Below are 18,173 nucleotides of genomic sequence, written 5' to 3'. Positions count from 1 at the left end.
GAGAGGATCATTGACCTCATGACGACCGCGATCCCTCGCGCCTTCCCCCAGGACTTCCTGTTCGGCGCCGCGACCGCCGCCTTCCAGATCGAGGGCGCCGCCCACGAAGACGGCCGCCGCGACTCGATCTGGGATGCGTTCTGCCGCGTGCCGGGCGCCGTCATCAACGCCGACAACGGCGACGTGGCGTGCGACCACTACCACCGCTACGGCGATGACGTGGCGCTCATGAAGGAGCTGGGCCTGCAGACGTACCGCTTCTCGACGTCGTGGTCGCGCGTGCGGCCCGACGGCGGGGCGGTCAACCTCAAGGGCCTCGACTTCTACAAGCGACTGGTCGACGAGCTGCTCGGGGCCGACATCCTCCCGTGGCTGACGCTCTACCACTGGGACCTGCCGCAGGCGCTGCAGGAGAAGGGCGGCTGGGCGAACCGCGACACCGCGGACCTCTTCACCGAGTACGCGCTGACGATGCACGACGCCCTGGGCGACCGGGTCAACGTGTGGACCACGCTCAACGAGCCGTGGTGCTCGTCGTTCCTCAGCTACACCGCGGGCATCCACGCGCCGGGCCACTACAGCGTCGAGGAGGGCGTGCTCGCCGCGCACCACCTGCTGCTCGGCCACGGCCAGGCCGTGCGCGAGCTGCGCTCTCGCGACGAGTCGCTCAAGCTCGGCATCACGCTGAACCTCACGGTCGCCGAGCCGGTCGACGAGAACGACCCCGCCGACGTCGACGCGGCGCGCCGCATCGACGGCCAGTTCAACCGCTGGTTCCTCGACCCGATCTTCCGCGCGCAGTACCCCGCCGACATCGTGGAAGACATCCGGAAGGTGGATGCTGCGGCCATCGCCGCGTGGGAGACCGCCGTGCGCCCGGGCGACCTCGAGACCATCGCGACGCCCATCGACACGCTCGGCGTGAATTACTACCACGGCGAGTACGTGGGCGGCCGCGAGCCGGTGAACCCGCCGATCGGCGGCGACGCGCCGACCGACCGTCCCGCCCGGTCGCCGTACCCCTCGCACGAGGGCATCTACTGGCACGAGCGCGGCCTGCCCCGGACTCCGATGCAGTGGGAGGTGCAGCCCGAGGGGCTGACGACCCTCCTCGAGCGGGTGTGGGACGAGTACGCGCAGCAGGCCGGCACCGTGCTCTACGTCACCGAGAACGGCGCCGCCTACGACGACGAGCTCGTCGTCGAGGGTGAGACGAAGGCCGTGCACGACGCCGACCGCGTCGAGTTTCTCCGTGGGCACCTCGGTGCGATCCTCGACGCGGCCGAGGTCGGCGTCGACGTGCGCGGGTACTTCTACTGGTCGCTCCTGGACAACTTCGAGTGGGCATGGGGCTACGAGAAGCGGTTCGGGATCGTGCGCGTGGACTACGACACCCAGGAGCGCACACCCAAGGACAGCGCGCTCGAGTACAGCCGCATCATCGGCGCTCGGGCGATCGACCTGGAGTCCGCGCGCGCGGCGGCCGTCGCGTCGTAGCACTGCGCCGCGGGGTGCCGCGGCGCAGTAGCATCCGGGAAGGAGGGGACAGGAATGAGCACCGACGCCATGCGGCGCACCCAGCGGGGAGCCGGCACTGCACACGCCGTGACGATCGAAGAGGTCGCCGCCGCGGCGGGGGTCTCCCGCTCGACGGTCTCCCGCGTCGTGAACGGCTCGACGGCCGTGAGCCCCGAAGCCCTGGAATCGGTGACGCGCGCGATCAACGAACTGAACTACGTCCCCAACCGCGCTGCCCGGTCGCTGGCGAGCCAGAAGACGCACGCCATCGCGCTGATCGTCCCCGAGGACACCACGCGGTTCTTCGGCGACCCGTTCTTCGCGGCGATCGTGTCGGGCATCAATTCGCGTCTCAGCCGCTCGGACTACGTGCTCAACCTCTTCATCGCCAGTGACGACCCGGGCGACAAGACGACGAGCTACGTGCGCTCGGGTGCCGTGGACGGCGCCATCGTGGTCTCGCACCACACCAGCGACACGTTCATCGACCGCATCGCGAGCGTCGTGCCCGTCGTCTACGGCGGCCGGCCGGTGCGCGAGCGCGAGCGCGACTACTACGTCGACGTCGACAACGTCCGCGGGGCGTATGACGCCACGGTGTATCTGATCGAGAGCGGTCGACGCCGCATCGCGACGATCACCGGCCCGCGCGACATGCCCGCCGGTGTGGACCGCCTGCAGGGATACCGCGATGCGCTGGCCGCCTGGGATCTCGACGAGATCGCGGTCGAAGACGGCAACTTCACCGCCGACGGCGGCGCCGACGCGATGCGCCGGGTGCTGGCAACCGGAGCCCAGCCCGACGCGGTCTTCGTCGCCAGCGATCTCATGGCGCGGGGCGTGCTGACGGTGCTCACGGCCGAAGGGCTGCGCGTCCCCGACGACGTCGCGATCATCGGCTTCGACGACTCGCCCGTGGCCACCTCCGTCACGCCGCAGCTGACGACGATGCGTCAGCCCTCGTTCGCACAGGGCGAGCGCATGGCCACGGTGCTGCTCGACCTCCTCGCGGGGCGGCATCCGCGTCACGTCACGATCCTCGAGACCGAGCTCGTCATCCGCGAGTCGGTCTGACGCGCCCCTGCTCCCCCCGCCGCCCCCTCGTTCCGCAGTCACTTTTCGCGTCCGCGGGGCGGTGGAACCCGCACCTTGCGACTGCGGAACACCGAAAGGCCTTCGCTCCGCAGTCGGGTTTGGCGGGACCGGGGGGCGCGAAGCCGCACGATGTGACTGCGGAAGGCGACGTGGGTTGGGGGGGAGAACTCAGCCGCGGCCGGGAGCCGTCGCGTGCAGGAGATTGCGCCACGGGTCGTCGAAGGCCACCGTGCGGCCGTCGTCGCGCACGTCGAGGCCGTGGTGGCGCAGGCGCTCGGCGAGCTCGCCCAGGGAGTCGGCGTCGGGGAGGGTCAGATCCACGCGGCCGAGGCCCAGCGCCGGCATCCGCGGTCCCGCGCCGCGCGAGTTCCACACGTTCATCGCCATGTGGTGGTGGTAGCCGCCGGCGCTCACGAACAGGGCCTGGTTGCCGAGCTCGGCGGTCTGGTCGAATCCGAGCGCGTCGACGTAGAACGCGCGGGCGCTCGCGACGTCGCCGACCGACAGGTGCACATGACCGACGGATGCTGCGTCCTGCCCCGTCCCGCCGCTCGCGGCCCGCTCCGTCAGGTGCTCGCGGAGGAAGCCGTTGGGGTCGAGGTACAGCGTCGCCATCTCGACACTGCCGTGAGTCCACGACCACTCGGTGCGGGCCCGGTCCCAGTACAGCTCGACGCCGTTGCCCTCGGGATCGGTGAGGTAGAAGGCCTGGCTCACGAGGTGGTCCGCCGAGCCGGTGAAGGTCTGCGGCGCGCGCTGCGCGACGCTGTAGAGCGCGGCCGCGAGGGCCTCCTGCGTCTCGAAGAGGATCGCCGTGTGGAAGAGCCCGGCCGCGCCGGGGCTCGCGTGGCGCAGGGCGGGCTCGTGCTTCAGGATGACGACCGGTCTGCCCGCGCGCCCGAGCACGACCTCGTCGCCCTCGGCCGACAGCACCTGGAGTGTGATGACGTCGCGGTAGAACGCGGTCATGCCGTCGAGGTCGCCGACGAGAAGCGTCACGGCGCCCATCGAGGTATCGGCGGCGAGGCGGTCAGGGTGCGCGATCTCATTCACGTGTAGCTACAACCATTTGCGCGCAGCTTCCATTCCCGCTTCATCGCTCCGGTCCTCCGGGTTTGGGGCGCGATTCGTCCGTTGGGGCGCACAAATCGCGCCCCAACGGACAGAGTGCGCCCCAAACCCCAGAAACAGGTCGGGGACGGATGCTGCGCCTCGGCGCTACTTGACCTGCGAGTCCTGCGGGTCGCCGCCGAGCTGGCCGACGGCGGGGAGCGGGCCGCCGTCGTCGGCGCCGGTCCTGCGCCAGCGGGCGATGGCGTTGCCGAGGTGGTAGATCAGCAGGGCCGCGGCGGCGCCGATGACGATCGCGCCAAGCTGGAAGTCGCCCCACACCATGGTGAAGCCGGCGATCGCGATCACGAGCGAGACGGCGGCGGTGTACTGGTTCACCGGGCGCGAGAAGTCCACGCGGTTGTCGACCCAGATCTTGATGCCGATGATGCCGATGAGGCCGTAGAGGGCGGTGGTCACGCCGCCGAGCACGCCGGCGGGGATCGAGTTGAACACCGCGCCGACCACCGGCGAGAGCGACAGCAGGATCGCGAAGACGCCCGCGACCCAGTACGCGGCCGTCGAGTACACGCGGGTCGCCGCCATGACGCCGATGTTCTCGCCGTAGGTCGTCGTGCCCGAACCGCCGAAGGTGCCGGCGAGCACGGTGGCGGCGCCGTCGGCGATGAGCGCGCGACCGGTGTACTGATTGACGGATGCCTCGGTCATCGTCGCGACGCCGCGCACGTGCCCGACGTTCTCGGCGATCAGCACGAGCACGACCGGCAGGAACATCGCGATGACACTCCAGGTGCCGGGGCTGCCGAATGTCGGGAACTGGAACGTCGGCAGGCCGACCCACTGCCCGTTCGCGACGAGCTCGTTCACCTGGGTGAAGTCGACCTCCTGGCGCAGGAGCGCCACGATGTAGCCGACGATCACGCCGAGGAAGATCGAGATGCGCCCGAGGAAGCCGCGGAACAGCACGCTGCCGAGGATCACGGCGACGAGCGTGATGGTCGCGGTGATCGGCGCCTGCTGGAAGTTCTGCCACGCGACCGGGGCGAGGTTGAAGCCGATGAGCGCGACGATGGCGCCGGCGACGACCGGCGGCATGAGCTTCTCGATCCAGCCGAGCCCCGCGAACTGGACGATGAAGCCGACGGCGGCCAGCAGCACGCCGACGGCGACGATGCCGGCGAGGGCCGAGCCCATGCCCTGCGAAGCGGTGGCGGCGGTGACCGGTGCGATGAACGCGAACGACGAGCCGAGGTAGCTGGGGAGGCGGTTCTTCGTGATCAGGAGGAACAGCAGCGTCCCGATGCCCGAGAAGAGGAGCGTCGTCGAGACGGGGAAGCCCGTCAGCACCGGCACCAGGAACGTCGCGCCGAACATCGCGATGACGTGCTGGGCGCCGATCGCGACCGTCGCGGGCCAGTTCAGCCGCTCGTCGGGCTTCACCACCTTCCCGGGTTCGACGGTCCGGCCGTTGCCGTGAATGGTCCACAAAGGCATGCGCGCTCCTTAGCGCTCGGGTGATGGTGCGAGGATCACCCTAGCGAGCGGGTGCGCGCGAGTTGCCTCGGCCACGCGGCATCCGGGAGGCTGGACGGATTCCGGCTCGCACCCGGACCTTCGATGCCGAACCGACGGAGAGATGTGACCGACCCAGCGACCCTGCCCATGCCGCCCGCGCTCGAGTTCCGGGGACTCCACAAGCGGTTCGGCGAGAAGGTGGCCGTGGCCGACATCAGCCTGCGCGTGCCGGCGGGATCGTTCTACGGGCTGGTCGGCCCGAACGGCGCCGGCAAGACCACGACGCTGTCCATGGCGACCGGACTCCTCATGCCGGACGCGGGTCAGGCGCTGGTGCACGGGGTCGACGTGTGGCGCGAGCCGGTCAAGGCGAAGGCGATGGTCGGCAACCTCGCAGACGGCGTCAAGCTGTTCGACCGCCTCACGGGCGAGCAGCTCGTCACCTACAACGGGCTGCTCTTCGGCCTGCCGCACGACGAGATCGCCCAGCGCACGGCCGACCTGCTCTCGCTCATGGACATGACGGATGCCGCGGGCACGATGGTCGTCGACTACTCGGCGGGCATGACCAAGAAGATCGCGCTCGCGTGCGCCCTCGTTCACGCCCCGCGGCTGCTCGTGCTCGATGAGCCCTTCGAGTCGGTCGATCCGGTGTCGGCGGCGAACATCGAGGACATCCTCGCGGGATATGTCGGCGGCGGCGGCACGGTCATCGTCTCGAGCCACTCGATGGACCTCGTCCAGCGGATGTGCGACCACGTCGCGATCGTCGCGGCGGGTCGCCTGCTCGTCGCGGGCACCGTCGACGACGTGCGTGCGGGGGAGTCTCTGCAGGACCGCTTCGTCGAGCTCGTCGGCGGCCGTCGCCACACGGAAGGGCCGGAATGGTTGCGACGCTCCTGAGGCTGCGGTTCCGGGTCCTCGGCAACCAGCTCGCGCGCAGCCCGTGGCAGCTGGTCGGGTTCATCCTCGGTGCCCTCTACGGCGCGCTGCTCCTCGTGGGCATCGTCGCGGGCCTGGTCGCGCTGGGATTCGCCGACGTCCGGCTGGCGGGCGTCATCATCGTGGGTGCCGGCTCGCTGGTGACGCTGGGGTGGGCCCTCATCCCTCTCGTGGCGTTCGGCGTCGACACGACGCTCGACCCGGACCGCCTGGTCGTGTTCCCCCTGACGACCTCGCGGATGATGGTCGCGCTCACGCTCGCCGCGGCCTGCGGCGTCCCGGGCATCGTGACGTCCGTGGCAGCGCTCGCGACGATCGCGACGTGGGCGCACTGGCCCGCCGCGCTCGTCGCCTGGCTGGTGAGCACGCCGCTGGCGGTGCTCACGGCGGTGGTCGCGTCACGCGCCGTGGCGACGGTCGCCTCCGGTTTCGGGGGAGGCCGACGCTTCCGCGAGGTCGCGGGCATCCTCATCTTCATCCCGCTCATCCTGGCGGGGCCCCTCATCGCGGGGCTCGCCAGCGGGGTCAGCGTGAACGCGGACACCATCGCCGAGCTGGTGCCGCTCCTCGGCTGGACGCCGCTCGGCGCCGCCTGGGCCGTGCCCGCCGACGCGGCCGCCGGCGATCTGCCCGCCGCCGCGGCGAAGCTGCTCATCGCGCTCGCCACCCTCGCGGCGCTGTGGCTGCTGTGGCGCGCCTCGCTCGCGCGCTCCCTCGTGCGGCCCCGGCTCACGTCGGCCGCCGCCGTGCGGGCCGGGTCGATCGGGTGGTTCGGGCGCGTGCCGACGGGCACCGCGGGCGCGGTGTTCGCGCGGGCGCTGACGTACTGGACGCGTGACCCGCGGTATCTCCGCCAGCTCATCGCCGTGCCCCTCGTGCCGGTGCTGCTGTGGTTCTACGCCCGCGACGGCGACCCATTCGCGGCGCTGGCGTTCTCGGCGCCGATCATCGCGTTCATCATCGGCATCGTGGTGTACGCCGACATCTCATACGACGGCACGGCGTTCGGCACCGAGGTCGCGACGGGAGCGCGCGGTCGCGCGGACCGGCTCGGGCGCATCCTCGCCGCCGCCGCCGTCGCGGTGCCGCTGGTGCTGCTGGCCGCGGCACTGCCCTTCGCGTTCGCGGGCGACTGGACGCAGTTCCCCAGCATCCTCGGCATGGCGCTCGGCATCCTCTTCACCTGCTACGGCGTCTGCGCCGTCACCTCGGCCCAGCTCGTGGTGCCGGTTCCGGGCTCGGGCGACAACCCGTTCAAGCGCGTCCCCGGCACGACGTTCCTGCAGGGCGTGGCGTTCTTCGGCATCTGGCTGGTGGCGCTCGCGCTCTCGTCGCCCGCGGTGATCGTCGGGATCATCGGGTACTTCACGCGGAACCCGACCGTGAGCTGGATCGCGTTCGCCATCGGGATCGTGGGCGGCACCGCGGTGCTCGTCGCCGGCATCCTGATCGGCGGCAAGATGCTCGACAGCACCGGGCCGGTGCTGCTCGCGCGTTTGAAGGCGATGAAGAACGCGTGACAACGCCGGATGCCGCGCCGCGGCGTCAGGCGGCGGTGAGGCGCTCGAGCAGCTCGCGGTAGCGGGCGGTGGTGCGGTCGATGATGTCCGCCGGGAGTGCGGGCGGCTCCCCCTCGCGCGGGGCCGCCCAGTTCGCGGCCAGCCAGTCCCGCACGATCTGCTTGTCGAAGCTCGCCATGCGCTCGTCGGGGGTCGTGCCGGACGCCCAGGCCGCGGCATCCCAGTAACGGGACGAGTCGCTCGTGAGCACCTCGTCGGCGAGCGTCAGCACACCGTTGCCGTCGAGACCGAACTCGAACTTCGTGTCGGCGAGGATCACGCCGTGCGCCTCGGCCGTCGCGGCCGCGCGCGCGTAGATCTCGAGCGAGAGGTCGCGGAGCTCCGCCGCGCGATCGGCGCCGACGAGCTCGACGGTGCGCTCGTACGAGATGTTCTCGTCGTGCTCGCCCAGTGGAGCCTTGTAAGCGGGCGTGTAGATCGGCTCGGGCAGCCGGTCGCCGTTCGAGAGCCCCTCGGGGAGCGAGATGCCGCACACCGTGCCGTTCTCGCGGTACTCCGCCCAGCCCGACCCGGTGAGGTACCCGCGCACGACGCACTCGATCGGGAGCATGTCGAGGCTCCTCACGACCATCGCGCGTCCGGTGACGGCCTCCGGGATCAGGCTCTTCAGGTCATCGGCCGTGTTGGCTTCACCGTCGGCCCCGAGGGTGAGCTCGTGCGAGGAGGCGAGATGATTCGGGATGCTGCGGCCCCCGTCCGCGCCCGCGAGCCGGTCGAACCACCAGAGGCTGAGGGTGGTGAGCAGCTCGCCCTTGCCAGGGATGCCCGGCGAGAGCACGTGGTCGAACGCGCTGACGCGGTCGCTCGCCACGACCAGCATGCGCTCGGGCGTCGCCCCCTCGGGCGTGTCCGCCGGAACGTACAGGTCGCGCACCTTGCCGGAGTAGGCGTGGCGCCAGCCGGAGAGCTCGGTCGTGGGGGTGGGGATAGCCGTCACCCGTCCATTATCCCGGGTGACTGCGGCGGGTTTCGGGGCGAGGTCGCGTGGACCGCGGGCGGGCTCACGGCGTGATCTCGTCGACGTGCGCGAACGCCTCGGCGACGAGCGCGGGCCAGCGGTCCGCAGCATCGGTCCCCACGGTCGCCCACTCGCGCATCGGCCTGCCGCGCATGACGGCGGGCTCCGCCGCGCCGGCCTCGGCCAGTTCGCCGACGCGGCTCTCGGGCAGCTTCACCATCAGTGCGCCCTCGAAGGTCACGAAGGCGAACACCTTTCCACGCACGTTCAGGCCCTCGGATCCGAACATCGCGCCGAGCGAGACGTCGGGCCGGGCCGTCCACTCCGCGACGATCGGGTCGAAGATCGCGTACGACTCGGGGAACTTCTCCCTGCGCGCGGCGCCCTTGTCTGCCATGAACCTCACGCTACGACCTCCCACCGACAGAGCGCGAGGGTGCGGATCGCGCAGAAGGAGCGTATAGTCCACGTGGACTAATCGAACTGGAGTACATCATCGTGAACGACCCCGTCGCCCGCCTGACCCCGCTCGGGGTGGCCGTGCTCGCACTGCTGAGCGAGGGCGACATGCACCCGTACGAGATGATCCGGCTCATGCACTTCCGCCGTGACGACCGGCTCGTCACGATCACCAACGGCACGGTCTACCACACCGTGGGGCGGCTCGAGCGGGCGGGACTGATCGCCGAGGTCGGCGTCGACCGCGACGGCAACCGACCCGAGCGCACCACCTACACGCAGACGGATGCCGGCGCCGCCGCGGTCCTCGAATGGGTGCGCCGCGAGCTGCCGCGCGTGGACCGCCCGGCCGAGTTCCGCGTCGCGCTCGCCGAGGTGCACGGCCTGGATCGCGATGAGGCGATCGAGCTGCTCCGTGCCCGTCGTGCGGCGCTCGCCGCGTCGCTGGAGTCCCTCGAGGACGGCCACCGGCACGCGCTGGACAAGGGCGTGCCCGAGCAGTACCTCATCGAGATCGGGCGCGAAGCGGCGCTCCTCCACGCCGAGCTCGCGTGGATGGACGCGATGCTCCCGCGCATCGCCGATCCCGACTTCGCCTGGGGGCGCGACGAGGCCCCCTCCGAACGCTATCTCGCCCAGAGAAAGGCAGCACGACAGTGACCACCCCCGAAACCCCGGATTCCACCCGCACGGCGGGCGCGGCATCCGCCACCGCTCGGGTCGCCGGCCCGATCACCGGTGCCTACGCGGTGGGGCACAAGCCCCGCAGCCCGTGGCCCGCCCTCTGGGCGCTGGTCATCGGCTTCTTCATGATCCTCGTCGACACGACGATCGTCTCGGTCGCGAACCCCGCCATCAAGGCGGCGCTCGACCCCGACACCAACAACCTCGACAACGTCGTGTGGGTCACCTCGGCCTACCTGCTCGCGTACGCGGTGCCGCTTTTGATCACCGGACGCCTCGGCGACCGGTTCGGGCCCAAGAACATCTACCTGATCGGGCTGACGGTCTTCACGCTCGCGTCGCTGTGGTGCGGCCTGTCGGGCACCCTCGAGATGCTCATCATCGCCCGTGCGGTGCAGGGCCTCGGCGCCGCGCTGATGACGCCGCAGACGATGGCCGTCATCACGCGCACCTTCCCGCCGAATCGCCGCGGCGCGGCGATGGGCCTGTGGGGCGCCACCGCCGGTGTCGCGACCCTCGTCGGGCCGCTGGCCGGGGGTCTGCTGGTCGACGGCTTCGGGTGGGAGTGGATCTTCTTCATCAACATCCCGGTCGGCGTCGTCGCGTTCGTCCTCGCCTGGGTTCTCGTGCCCAAGCTCGAAACGCACCCGCACCGCTTCGACATCGTCGGCGTCGTGCTGAGCGCCGTCGGCCTCTTCCTGATCGTGTTCGGCCTGCAGGAGGGCGAGAAGTACGACTGGGCGCCGTGGGTGTGGGCGATGATCGCCGGCGGTGTCGCGGTGATGGCGCTCTTCATCTGGACGCAGGCGCGCACCAAGAACGAGCCGCTCGTGCCGCTGCCCCTCTTCCGCGACCGCAACTTCTCGGTGTCGAACCTCGGCATCGCGATCGTCGGATTCACCGTGACGAGCATGTCGCTGCCGCTGATGTTCTTCATCCAGCTCGCCCGGGGGCTCACCCCCACGCAGTCGGCGCTGCTGCTCATCCCGATGGCCGTCCTCTCGGGCGTCGGCGCGCCGTTCGCCGGCCGCCTCCTCGACCGCACCGACCCGCGGTTCCTCCTCGTGCCCGGCCTGCTCATGGTCGCGGGCTCGCTGTTCTGGTACTCGTCGCTCATGAACGTCGACACCCCGATCTGGATGTTCCTCCTCCCGTCGGCGCTCATGGGCATCGGCAACGCCGGCATGTGGGGGCCGCTCGCGACCACCGCCACGCGCAACCTGCCTCCACGACAGGCAGGTGCCGGCGCGGGCATCTACAACACCACCCGCACGATCGGTTCGGTGATCGGCTCGGCATCGATCGCGGCCTTCATGCAGGCCCGACTCGAGGCGAACCTTCCCGGCGCGTCCGACGCATCGGGCGGGTTCGGCGAAGGAACGCTGCCTCCGTTCGTCATCGACGGCTTCTCGCAGGCGATGGCGCAGGCCATCCTGCTGCCCGCCGCTGTCATGCTCGTCGGCGTCGTCGTGGTGCTTTTCCTGCGTCGGCCGAAGACGACGTCGACCGAGGATTGGCAGGCGGCGAACGCGGCTGCCGAATCCGAATAACCCCGTTCGAGGCGATTGTCAAGAGGTTGGTCGGCGGCGCCTCAGCCGCCCAGCATGGTCACATGACCGGACTCGCAGTGATCCTGCTCATCGTCGGAATCGTCCTGCTGTTGCTGGGCGTGTTCATCGAAGCGGCCAAATTCCTGCTGTGGATCGGCCTCATCATCATCGTCATCGCGGTTATCGCCTGGCTGATGCGCTTCATTCGTCGTCAGACCTGATTCCCCAGCTCAGGTCTCGCGGCGTCCGCCGGGTCCTCTCCGATCCCGGACGTCTACAGGACGCCGGCCCCGCATGTCCCCCAGCACGCGGCGCCGGCGTCCTTCACTGTGGTCCCGCGGTCACCGCCGGCCGCGTCCGCGCTCGTGCGCCCAGATCGCGAGCTCGACCCGGTTGCGGGCGTCGAGCTTCGTCATGATGCTCGCGAGGTGCGTCTTCACGGTGCTGAGCGAGACGTGCAGCTCGTCGCCGATCTCGCTGTTGCCGAGACCCCGCGCGACGCCCGCGAGCACGGCCTCCTCCCGGTCGGTGAGCGGGCTCGAGGGCGTCGCGACAGGCTCGGGCGTCGCGCCGGCGAACGCCTCGATGAGCCGCACCGTCACGTTCGGATCGATGAGCGCATCGCCGCGGGATGCCGCGCGCACCGCCTCGGCGAGAAGCACGGCGCCGGCGTCCTTGAGGAGGAACCCGCGCGCGCCCGAGCGCAGCGCTTCGTAGACGTACTCGTCGAGGTCGAAGGTCGTGATCACGACGACGGGGATCGGGTCGGCGACCTCGGGACCGGCAAGAGCTCGAGTCGCGGCAAGCCCGTCCATCGCCGGCATCCGGATGTCGAGCAGGCACACGTCGGGTCGCAGGCTCCGCGCGAGGGCGACGGCCTGGGCGCCGTCGGCGGCCTCGCCGACGACCTCGATATCGGGCTGCGCGTCGAGGATCATCCGCAGACCCGTGCGCACGAGGTCCTGGTCGTCGGCGACGAGCACGCGCACGCTCATGCGGTCCATCCTGCCCGTGGAACCGTGGCCGTGACGACCCAGCCTCCGCCGGGCGCCGGCCCCGCTTCGCACGTGCCACCCAGCAGCGCGGCGCGTTCGCGCATGCCCGTGATCCCGTAGCCGGGGGAGACGGTCCCCACGCCCCTTCCACGCAGTGCTGGCGCGCTGCGCGGAGCCTCCGGGCGCGCGGTCCCGGCTGCGGCCCCGCCGTCGTCACGGACCTCGAGCCGCACGTCGTCTGCGTCGACATCGACCCCCACGTCGATCCACGTGGCACCCCGGGCGTGGCGGCGCGCGTTCGTCACCGCCTCCTGCGCGATCCGGTACACCGCTGCCGCGACCGCCGACGGCACGCTGTCGAGGTCGCCGCCGAGCCTCACGGCGACGGCCGGGGTCGCAGCATCCGTTCCCGCCAGAGCCCGGATGTCGGCGAGGCCCGGAGTGGGCGCGAGGGCGTCGCCCGGGGCGCGCAGCACGCCCACCATCGCGCGCATCTCCCGGAGCGTCCGCGTCGCCTCGGCCTCGATCGCCTGCAGCACCCGTACCGTCGCGCCCGGGTCGTTGGCGGCCACGGCGCTGCCGGCCTGCGCCTGGATCGCGATCGCCGAGACGTGGTGCGCGACGGTGTCGTGCAGGTCGCGGGCGAGCTGCTCGCGCTCGAGCAGCCGTACCTGCTCGAGCTCGCGACTGCGGGCGCGCCGACGCCAGCGCACGGCCAGACCGAGCGTGCTCGTCGTCAACGCCACCGCCGCGCCGCCGATGACGTCGGCGATCTCGGGCGGCGACGCGACGAAGGTCAGCAGCATCCCGATCCCCACCAGCACGCCGCCGCCGATCATCGCGCGCCCGGAGCCCCAACGGAACACCGCGTAAAGCAGGATCAGGAAGTACGCCGTCGTGTACAGCTGCGGGTCGCCCGCCGTCGCGAGGCCCACGGCCGTGCCGACGGCGAACGCGATCGCGAGCATCGTGAACGGCCGCGCGCGGCGCCACAGCAGCGTGGGAGCGAGCACGGTGAGCACGACGGCCCACAGCCAGCGCCACGGCACGTCGACGCGGACGAATGCCTCGAACACCGCGAGCACGGGGATCACGCCGACGAGCACCCAGTCGCGCCAGACCCGTCGCGGCGGCGCCGGAACCGCCGCGGGCGCGTCCCAGAGCGCGCGGACCGGGCTCGTCATGCCCTCATGATAGGTGCGCACCGGCCGCCGCCACCGGGGTGCCGCTGCGGCGTCCTGCCTTGGCGCGGCGCCGGATGACGACCTCGGCGATGACGAGGTTGATCGCCCAGCCCGCGGTCATGAGCAGTGTGTGGGTGAGCGGCCGAGGCGTGCCGACCAACAATGTGTAGGGGAGGAAGACCAGCACCTGCGTGCCGGCACCCATGCCGATCGCGTAGGCGCGCGTCATCCACGCGCTGTGCGTGCGCACGTCGCCCCGCCGGATCGCGATGAACGCGACGACGATGGCACCGGCCATGGCCGTGCCGAGCGCGATGCGCACGGCGGCGAGCCCCGGGCCGGTCACGGACGCCGGCATGCCGTAGAACACGGTCATCCACAGCGCCGACAGCGCGGAGACGAGGCCCGCGGGTGCGACGATGCGCCCAGCCGAACGGTGCCAGCGCCGGCGGCGCAGCGACGGGGCGAACTGCAGCGCGCCGAGCACGAGGAACACGCTCGAGCCGATGATGTGCGCCACGACGGGGATGGGCGAGTCGAAGAACCGCGCGTTCTCCGCGGTGACCGCGGCCCCCGTGGTCAGCTGCGTCAGCCGGGCGGACCCGGCCGCGATCGGCACGAGGCTGAGGGCGATGAGCCCGGCGGGCACGAGCCATTCAGGCCGGCGTCGGATGGCCCTCGGGCGGGCGGTGGCGGTTGTCATGCCGCCATGCTCGCGAGAACGGATGCTGCGCCGCTTCGGCCGCGCGGCTCGAACCGCCTCGTCCGATCGGCCGATCGACGGCGACCGCGTCGGGGGAGGAAGGCCTCAGCTGCGGGGCTTCGGTTCGGTGGACGCCTGGGGGTTCGGCGCGGCCGGGGGCGCAGCATCCGTCGCCGTCGTCTTGGCGGCACGAGCAGCAGCGCTCGGCGTGTCGAGGTAGTGGTCGATGACGTATTCGGCGATCGCGATGGAGCTGGTCGCCGCAGGCGAGGGGGCATTGCGCAGCAGGGTGACGGGGCCGACCTGGTCGACGGCGAAGTCGTCGAGCAGCTCACCTTCGCGGCCCCACGCCTGCGCGCGCACGCCGGCGCCGTGCTTGTGCGACAGGTCCGACGAACGCAGCTCGGGGATGAACCGGCGTGCCTTCTGGAAGTACAGCGGCTTGATCAGCGACCCCGAGATCTCGTCTACGCCCATCCGCCAGTGCTGCTTCGCGAGCGGCCACGCGCCCGGCCACCGCAGCGACTCGAACGTGTCCTTCACCGACCACTGCAGCCAGTTGTACCCCTCACGGGCGAGGGCCGGTACCGCGTTCGGCCCGACGTGCACGTTGTCGTACACGCCGCGGGTGAAGTGCACCCCGAGGAACGGGAACCGCGGATCCGGGACCGGGTAGATCATGCCTTTCACCAGGTCGGTGCGCTCCGGCGCGAGCTCCCAGTACTCGCCGCGGAACGGCAGGATCTTCGGCGACGGGTCGGCGCCCACGAACCGGGCCACCACGTCGGACTGCAGCCCGGCGCACACGATGACCCGGTCGAACACGTCCTCCGACACCGGCGTCACCACCCGCACCCGGCCGTTCTCGAGCGTCATCGCGGAGACCTCGTGGCCAAGCCGCACCTGCCCGCCCGCGGCGCGCACGTCCTGCGCCATCGCCTCGGTGATGCTGGCGTAGTCCACCACGGCGGTGTGCGGCGAATGCACGGCCGCCACCCCGGCGACGTGCGGCTCGATCTCCCGCAGCCGCTCGAGATCGTCGATGCGGGTCAGATCCGGCACGCCGTTCTCGAGCGAGCGCCGCTCGATCTCGGCCAGCGCCCCGAGCTCGGACTCGTCCACCGCGACGACGAGCTTGCCGACCTCCCGGTACGGGAGCCCCTTCTGTTCGCAGAACTCGCGGATCGACACCCGCCCCGCCGCGCACAGCGTCGCCTTCAGCGACCCCGGCTTGTAATACAGGCCCGCGTGCACGACGCCGGAGTTGTGCCCGGTCTGGTGCTGCGACAGCCGGCCCTCCTTCTCCAGCACCGTCACCTCATCGCCCCGCGCACTCAACGCACGAGCGAGAGCGACACCCACGATCCCGCCGCCGACGATCCCCGTCTTGCCCATCAATGCGTCCTCACCGCTGCCGTCTTCACCCGAGTGTAGAAGCGCAGCGCCTCGTGGCCCTGCTCCTTGAAGGGGGAACCCGACTCCTTGAACCCGCCGAACGCCTGATGGATGTCCCACCCGCTCGTCGGCTGGTTCACCGACGGCTGAGGTCGCCGCGGCGCTTCAGTCCCTCGCGCGGAGGCATGGCTGTGCCCACCTGCCGGGTCCGGACTTCGGACTCTCGCCGGTTGTCCGCAGTTTCTGAGGGCTATGGCGCCGGAAACCGGGCGCACCTCCGAATTCCGGATCGGCGGAGGACCCCGCGGCGCCCGACCTCCCTGTCCGGAGTTCGGACGCTAGCGGGCGTTGCGGAGATCTTGGGCGCCGTTGCTCCGGAAACCGGGCGCACCTCCGAATTCCGGATCGGTCAGTGACGGCGTCCGCCGGGAAGGACCCGGAGGGTGCCGCAGCGGGCGTGCATCCGGCGCGCTCCCGAGGCCGGTCACGGCTCGCGGAGGCACCCGCCGTCGGCGTTCACGCCGCCGAGGTCGATCGAGACGGTGCCCGAGGTGCCGACCGAGCCGTACACGCACCCGCCCGAGACCTCCGCGCCGAACAGCAGGCTGTCGCCCACGACGCGGGTCTCGACCTTGGCCGCTCCGGCCTTCTCGAGCGCGTCGCGCACGGCATCCTCGGTCACGCCGCCCGCAGCCTGCAGCGCCTGCAGTCCCGTGGTCGCGGCGGCCACGAGGGCCTCGTTCGCGACCTGGTGCGCCTGGTCCATCAGCTCCTTGCCCGGGGCGTCGATGTCGACAGCACCCGAGCACGCCGTCAGCGCACCGCACACGAGCAGCAGGGCGACGGAGAGGGCGGTCCCCACGCGCCCTCGACGCGCCGCTGGCGCGTCGAGCGGAGCCACCGGGCGCGTGCGCCCGGGTGAGCCCCGACGCATGCGTCAGAGCCCTTCGGCGACGCGCGCGGCGATGTCGGTGCGGTGCTGGCCGCCCTCGAGGCCGATCGCGCCGAGGGCGCGGTAGACGCGATCGCGAGCCTCTGCGAACGTGGTGGCGACGCCGACGACGTTGAGCACGCGGCCGCCGGTCGCGACGAGGCCGCCGTCGGTCTCTGCGGTGGCGGCGTGCGCGAGGTGAACCCCGTCGACCGACTCCGCCTCGCGCAGGTTCGTCAGTGCGCGGCCGGTCACCGGCGACACCGGGTAGCCCTCGCTCGCGAGCACCACTGTCACGGCGACGTCGTTGGCGAAGGCCGGCAGGGGGAGATCCTCGAGATGACCGGATGCCGCGGCCAGCAGCAGCTCCGACAGCGGGTCGACGAGCCGGGGCAGCACGACCTGGGTCTCGGGGTCGCCGAAGCGCGCGTTGAACTCGATGACCTTCACGCCGTCGTCGGTCAGGATGAGGCCCGCGTAGAGGAGTCCGATGAACGGGGTGCCCTCGGCATCCAACTGGCGGATGACGGGCTCGGCGATGTCGCGCGTGACGAGTTCCACGAACTCGCGCTCGCTGCCGAACCTGCCGTCGAGCCAGGGGAGCGGCGAGTACGCGCCCATGCCGCCGGTGTTGGGGCCTTCGTCGCCGTCGAGCAGGCGCTTGTAGTCCTGGGCGGGGCTGAGCGGCAGCACGTGGTCGCCGTCGCTGAGGAAGAAGAGCGACACCTCGGGGCCGGAGAGGAACTCCTCGACGAGCACCGCGCCGGACGGCAGGTACTCGTCGGCGTGCGCGAGGGCGGCCTCGCGGTCGCTCGTCACGATGACGCCCTTGCCGGCGGCGAGTCCGTCGGCCTTGACGACGTGAGGGGCGCCCAGATCGTCGAACGCGGCCTCGACCTCGGCACGCGTGTGCGCGCGCACGGCGCGGCCCGTCGGAACCCCTGCGGCATCCATGATCCGCTTGGCGAACGTCTTCGATCCCTCGAGCTGCGCGGCCGCCTGGCCGGGCCCGAACACGGGGATGCCGCGCTTGCGCACCGCGTCGGCGACGCCCGCGACCAGCGGGGCCTCGGGGCCGATCACGACGAGGGCGACGTCGTTGTCGATCGCGAACTGGCTGACGGCTGCGGGGTCGTTCTGGTCGAGGGCGACCAGCTGCGCGTCCTGCCCGATCCCGGCGTTGCCGGGGGCCGCGAAGATCTCGTGCTCGGCCTCCTCCGACCGCAGCGCCAGGATGATGGCGTGCTCCCGCGCGCCCGAGCCGAGAACCAGGATCTTCACGGTTCCCAGCCTACCGGCGGCCCTTCCCGCTGTTTCCGAGACCCCCGTGGCGCCCACCCCATCCCGCTCCCGCGGTGTTCCGTCCCGTCGCCGCTCCGCTCCTCGCGTGTTCCGCAGTCGGTTTTGGTGGGTGAGACGCGTGGCGACCCGCACGACGTGACGGCGGAACGGCGGGCCGTCGGGCTGCCGGGGGCGTCCGCATGCGTGTTCCGCAGTCGGTTTTGGTGGGTGAGACGCGTGGTGACCCGCACGAAGTGACGGCGGAACGAGGGGCCCGGGGCACGGGGCCGGGCCCCGTGCCCCGGGCCCCTC

General features: G+C 71.4%; 18 protein-coding genes. 7 read left to right on the top strand and 11 right to left on the bottom strand.

What is annotated here, in order from left to right; genetic code table 11:
* The first annotated feature begins 18 nt into the window (after window positions 1-18).
* Together RS82_RS00850 and RS82_RS00845 are read left to right on the top strand one after the other, a co-directional pair.
* Window positions 19-1,497 carry a glycoside hydrolase family 1 protein gene (locus tag RS82_RS00850; RefSeq protein ID WP_045296257.1) on the top strand — a complete coding sequence of 493 codons (1,479 nt, stop codon included), beginning with the start codon at window positions 19-21 and terminating at the stop codon, window positions 1,495-1,497.
* 54 nt (window positions 1,498-1,551) lie between these two features.
* The gene (locus RS82_RS00845; protein ID WP_084695382.1) at window positions 1,552-2,592 is read left to right on the top strand and encodes a LacI family DNA-binding transcriptional regulator; all 1,041 of its coding nucleotides are present in this window, start codon (window positions 1,552-1,554) and stop codon (window positions 2,590-2,592) included.
* Window positions 2,593-2,781: 189 nt separating this feature from the next.
* Here the strand turns inward: RS82_RS00845 and RS82_RS00840 are convergent, their stop codons facing one another.
* Window positions 2,782-3,621 carry a VOC family protein gene (locus RS82_RS00840; RefSeq protein WP_157005247.1) on the bottom strand — a complete coding sequence of 280 codons (840 nt, stop codon included), beginning with the start codon at window positions 3,619-3,621 and terminating at the stop codon, window positions 2,782-2,784.
* A gap of 210 nt (window positions 3,622-3,831) precedes the next feature.
* The gene (locus RS82_RS00835; protein ID WP_045296255.1) at window positions 3,832-5,178 is read right to left on the bottom strand and encodes a uracil-xanthine permease family protein; all 1,347 of its coding nucleotides are present in this window, start codon (window positions 5,176-5,178) and stop codon (window positions 3,832-3,834) included.
* A 168-nt stretch (window positions 5,179-5,346) separates the two neighbouring features.
* Between RS82_RS00835 and RS82_RS00830 the strand changes: the two genes are divergently transcribed.
* On the top strand, window positions 5,347-6,102 hold the full coding sequence (locus tag RS82_RS00830; protein ID WP_045296254.1) for an ABC transporter ATP-binding protein: 756 nt from the start codon (window positions 5,347-5,349) through the stop codon (window positions 6,100-6,102).
* Entirely contained in the window at window positions 6,084-7,661 is a 1,578-nt protein-coding gene (locus RS82_RS00825; RefSeq protein WP_045296253.1) for a hypothetical protein, read from the top strand. Before RS82_RS00830 ends, RS82_RS00825 begins: the two co-directional genes overlap by 19 nt.
* A gap of 25 nt (window positions 7,662-7,686) precedes the next feature.
* Here the strand turns inward: RS82_RS00825 and RS82_RS00820 are convergent, their stop codons facing one another.
* The gene (locus RS82_RS00820; RefSeq protein ID WP_425411872.1) at window positions 7,687-8,649 is read right to left on the bottom strand and encodes a phosphoribosylaminoimidazolesuccinocarboxamide synthase; all 963 of its coding nucleotides are present in this window, start codon (window positions 8,647-8,649) and stop codon (window positions 7,687-7,689) included.
* Between the two features lie 73 nt (window positions 8,650-8,722).
* Window positions 8,723-9,076: a TfoX/Sxy family protein gene (locus RS82_RS00815; protein WP_052676629.1), complete on the bottom strand. Its 354-nt coding sequence runs from the start codon at window positions 9,074-9,076 to the stop codon at window positions 8,723-8,725.
* A 101-nt stretch (window positions 9,077-9,177) separates the two neighbouring features.
* Here RS82_RS00815 and RS82_RS00810 point away from each other — a divergent pair, with 101 nt between their 5' ends.
* The 3 genes from RS82_RS00810 to RS82_RS21470 all read left to right on the top strand — a co-directional run bounded on the left by RS82_RS00810 (window position 9,178) and on the right by RS82_RS21470 (window position 11,593).
* Window positions 9,178-9,798, top strand: a complete 621-nt coding sequence (locus tag RS82_RS00810; RefSeq protein WP_045296250.1) for a PadR family transcriptional regulator — start codon at window positions 9,178-9,180, stop codon at window positions 9,796-9,798.
* An 89-nt stretch (window positions 9,799-9,887) separates the two neighbouring features.
* Window positions 9,888-11,372, top strand: a complete 1,485-nt coding sequence (locus tag RS82_RS00805; RefSeq protein WP_281176443.1) for a DHA2 family efflux MFS transporter permease subunit — start codon at window positions 9,888-9,890, stop codon at window positions 11,370-11,372.
* 62 nt (window positions 11,373-11,434) lie between these two features.
* Entirely contained in the window at window positions 11,435-11,593 is a 159-nt protein-coding gene (locus RS82_RS21470) for a hypothetical protein (protein ID WP_169748663.1), read from the top strand.
* 120 nt (window positions 11,594-11,713) lie between these two features.
* Here the strand turns inward: RS82_RS21470 and RS82_RS00800 are convergent, their stop codons facing one another.
* The 7 genes from RS82_RS00800 to purD all read right to left on the bottom strand — a co-directional run bounded on the left by RS82_RS00800 (window position 11,714) and on the right by purD (window position 17,861).
* On the bottom strand, window positions 11,714-12,367 hold the full coding sequence (locus tag RS82_RS00800) for a response regulator (RefSeq protein ID WP_045296248.1): 654 nt from the start codon (window positions 12,365-12,367) through the stop codon (window positions 11,714-11,716).
* The gene (locus tag RS82_RS00795; protein WP_045296247.1) at window positions 12,364-13,551 is read right to left on the bottom strand and encodes a sensor histidine kinase; all 1,188 of its coding nucleotides are present in this window, start codon (window positions 13,549-13,551) and stop codon (window positions 12,364-12,366) included. Before RS82_RS00795 ends, RS82_RS00800 begins: the two co-directional genes overlap by 4 nt.
* A gap of 4 nt (window positions 13,552-13,555) precedes the next feature.
* Window positions 13,556-14,254, bottom strand: a complete 699-nt coding sequence (locus RS82_RS00790; RefSeq protein WP_045296246.1) for a DUF2306 domain-containing protein — start codon at window positions 14,252-14,254, stop codon at window positions 13,556-13,558.
* 105 nt (window positions 14,255-14,359) lie between these two features.
* On the bottom strand, window positions 14,360-15,649 hold the full coding sequence (gene lhgO / locus RS82_RS00785; RefSeq protein ID WP_084695380.1) for an L-2-hydroxyglutarate oxidase: 1,290 nt from the start codon (window positions 15,647-15,649) through the stop codon (window positions 14,360-14,362).
* Window positions 15,649-15,789, bottom strand: coding sequence for a hypothetical protein (locus tag RS82_RS21260; protein ID WP_245619475.1), 141 nt, complete (start codon window positions 15,787-15,789; stop codon window positions 15,649-15,651). The genes lhgO and RS82_RS21260 overlap by 1 nt, the downstream gene beginning before the upstream one ends.
* Window positions 15,790-16,133: 344 nt before the next feature.
* Window positions 16,134-16,511: a hypothetical protein gene (locus RS82_RS00780; protein WP_045296244.1), complete on the bottom strand. Its 378-nt coding sequence runs from the start codon at window positions 16,509-16,511 to the stop codon at window positions 16,134-16,136.
* Between the two features lie 75 nt (window positions 16,512-16,586).
* Window positions 16,587-17,861, bottom strand: a complete 1,275-nt coding sequence (purD, locus tag RS82_RS00775; RefSeq protein WP_045296242.1) for a phosphoribosylamine--glycine ligase — start codon at window positions 17,859-17,861, stop codon at window positions 16,587-16,589.
* Window positions 17,862-18,173: the final 312 nt, after the last annotated feature.

Source organism: Microbacterium trichothecenolyticum (assembly GCF_000956465.1).
Taxonomy (GTDB): domain Bacteria; phylum Actinomycetota; class Actinomycetes; order Actinomycetales; family Microbacteriaceae; genus Microbacterium; species Microbacterium trichothecenolyticum.
Note: the sequence above shows the minus strand (reverse complement) of the source record. Positions and strands in the feature narration are given on the sequence as shown.

Excerpts from the sequence above, each read along its gene's own strand:
- RS82_RS00830 (WP_045296254.1), top strand. The coding sequence starts at position 5,347 with ATGCCGCCCGCGCTCGAGTTCCGGGGACTCCACAAGCGGTTCGGCGAG.
- RS82_RS00790 (WP_045296246.1), bottom strand. The coding sequence starts at position 14,254 with ATGACAACCGCCACCGCCCGCCCGAGGGCCATCCGACGCCGGCCTGAA.
- RS82_RS00795 (WP_045296247.1), bottom strand. The coding sequence starts at position 13,551 with ATGACGAGCCCGGTCCGCGCGCTCTGGGACGCGCCCGCGGCGGTTCCG.
- RS82_RS00825 (WP_045296253.1), top strand. The coding sequence starts at position 6,084 with ATGGTTGCGACGCTCCTGAGGCTGCGGTTCCGGGTCCTCGGCAACCAG.
- RS82_RS00815 (WP_052676629.1), bottom strand. The coding sequence starts at position 9,076 with ATGGCAGACAAGGGCGCCGCGCGCAGGGAGAAGTTCCCCGAGTCGTAC.
- RS82_RS00845 (WP_084695382.1), top strand. The coding sequence starts at position 1,552 with ATGAGCACCGACGCCATGCGGCGCACCCAGCGGGGAGCCGGCACTGCA.
- lhgO (WP_084695380.1), bottom strand. The coding sequence starts at position 15,649 with ATGGGCAAGACGGGGATCGTCGGCGGCGGGATCGTGGGTGTCGCTCTC.
- RS82_RS21470 (WP_169748663.1), top strand. The coding sequence starts at position 11,435 with ATGACCGGACTCGCAGTGATCCTGCTCATCGTCGGAATCGTCCTGCTG.
- RS82_RS00835 (WP_045296255.1), bottom strand. The coding sequence starts at position 5,178 with ATGCCTTTGTGGACCATTCACGGCAACGGCCGGACCGTCGAACCCGGG.
- RS82_RS00840 (WP_157005247.1), bottom strand. The coding sequence starts at position 3,621 with ATGGGCGCCGTGACGCTTCTCGTCGGCGACCTCGACGGCATGACCGCG.
- RS82_RS00850 (WP_045296257.1), top strand. The coding sequence starts at position 19 with ATGACGACCGCGATCCCTCGCGCCTTCCCCCAGGACTTCCTGTTCGGC.
- RS82_RS00800 (WP_045296248.1), bottom strand. The coding sequence starts at position 12,367 with ATGAGCGTGCGCGTGCTCGTCGCCGACGACCAGGACCTCGTGCGCACG.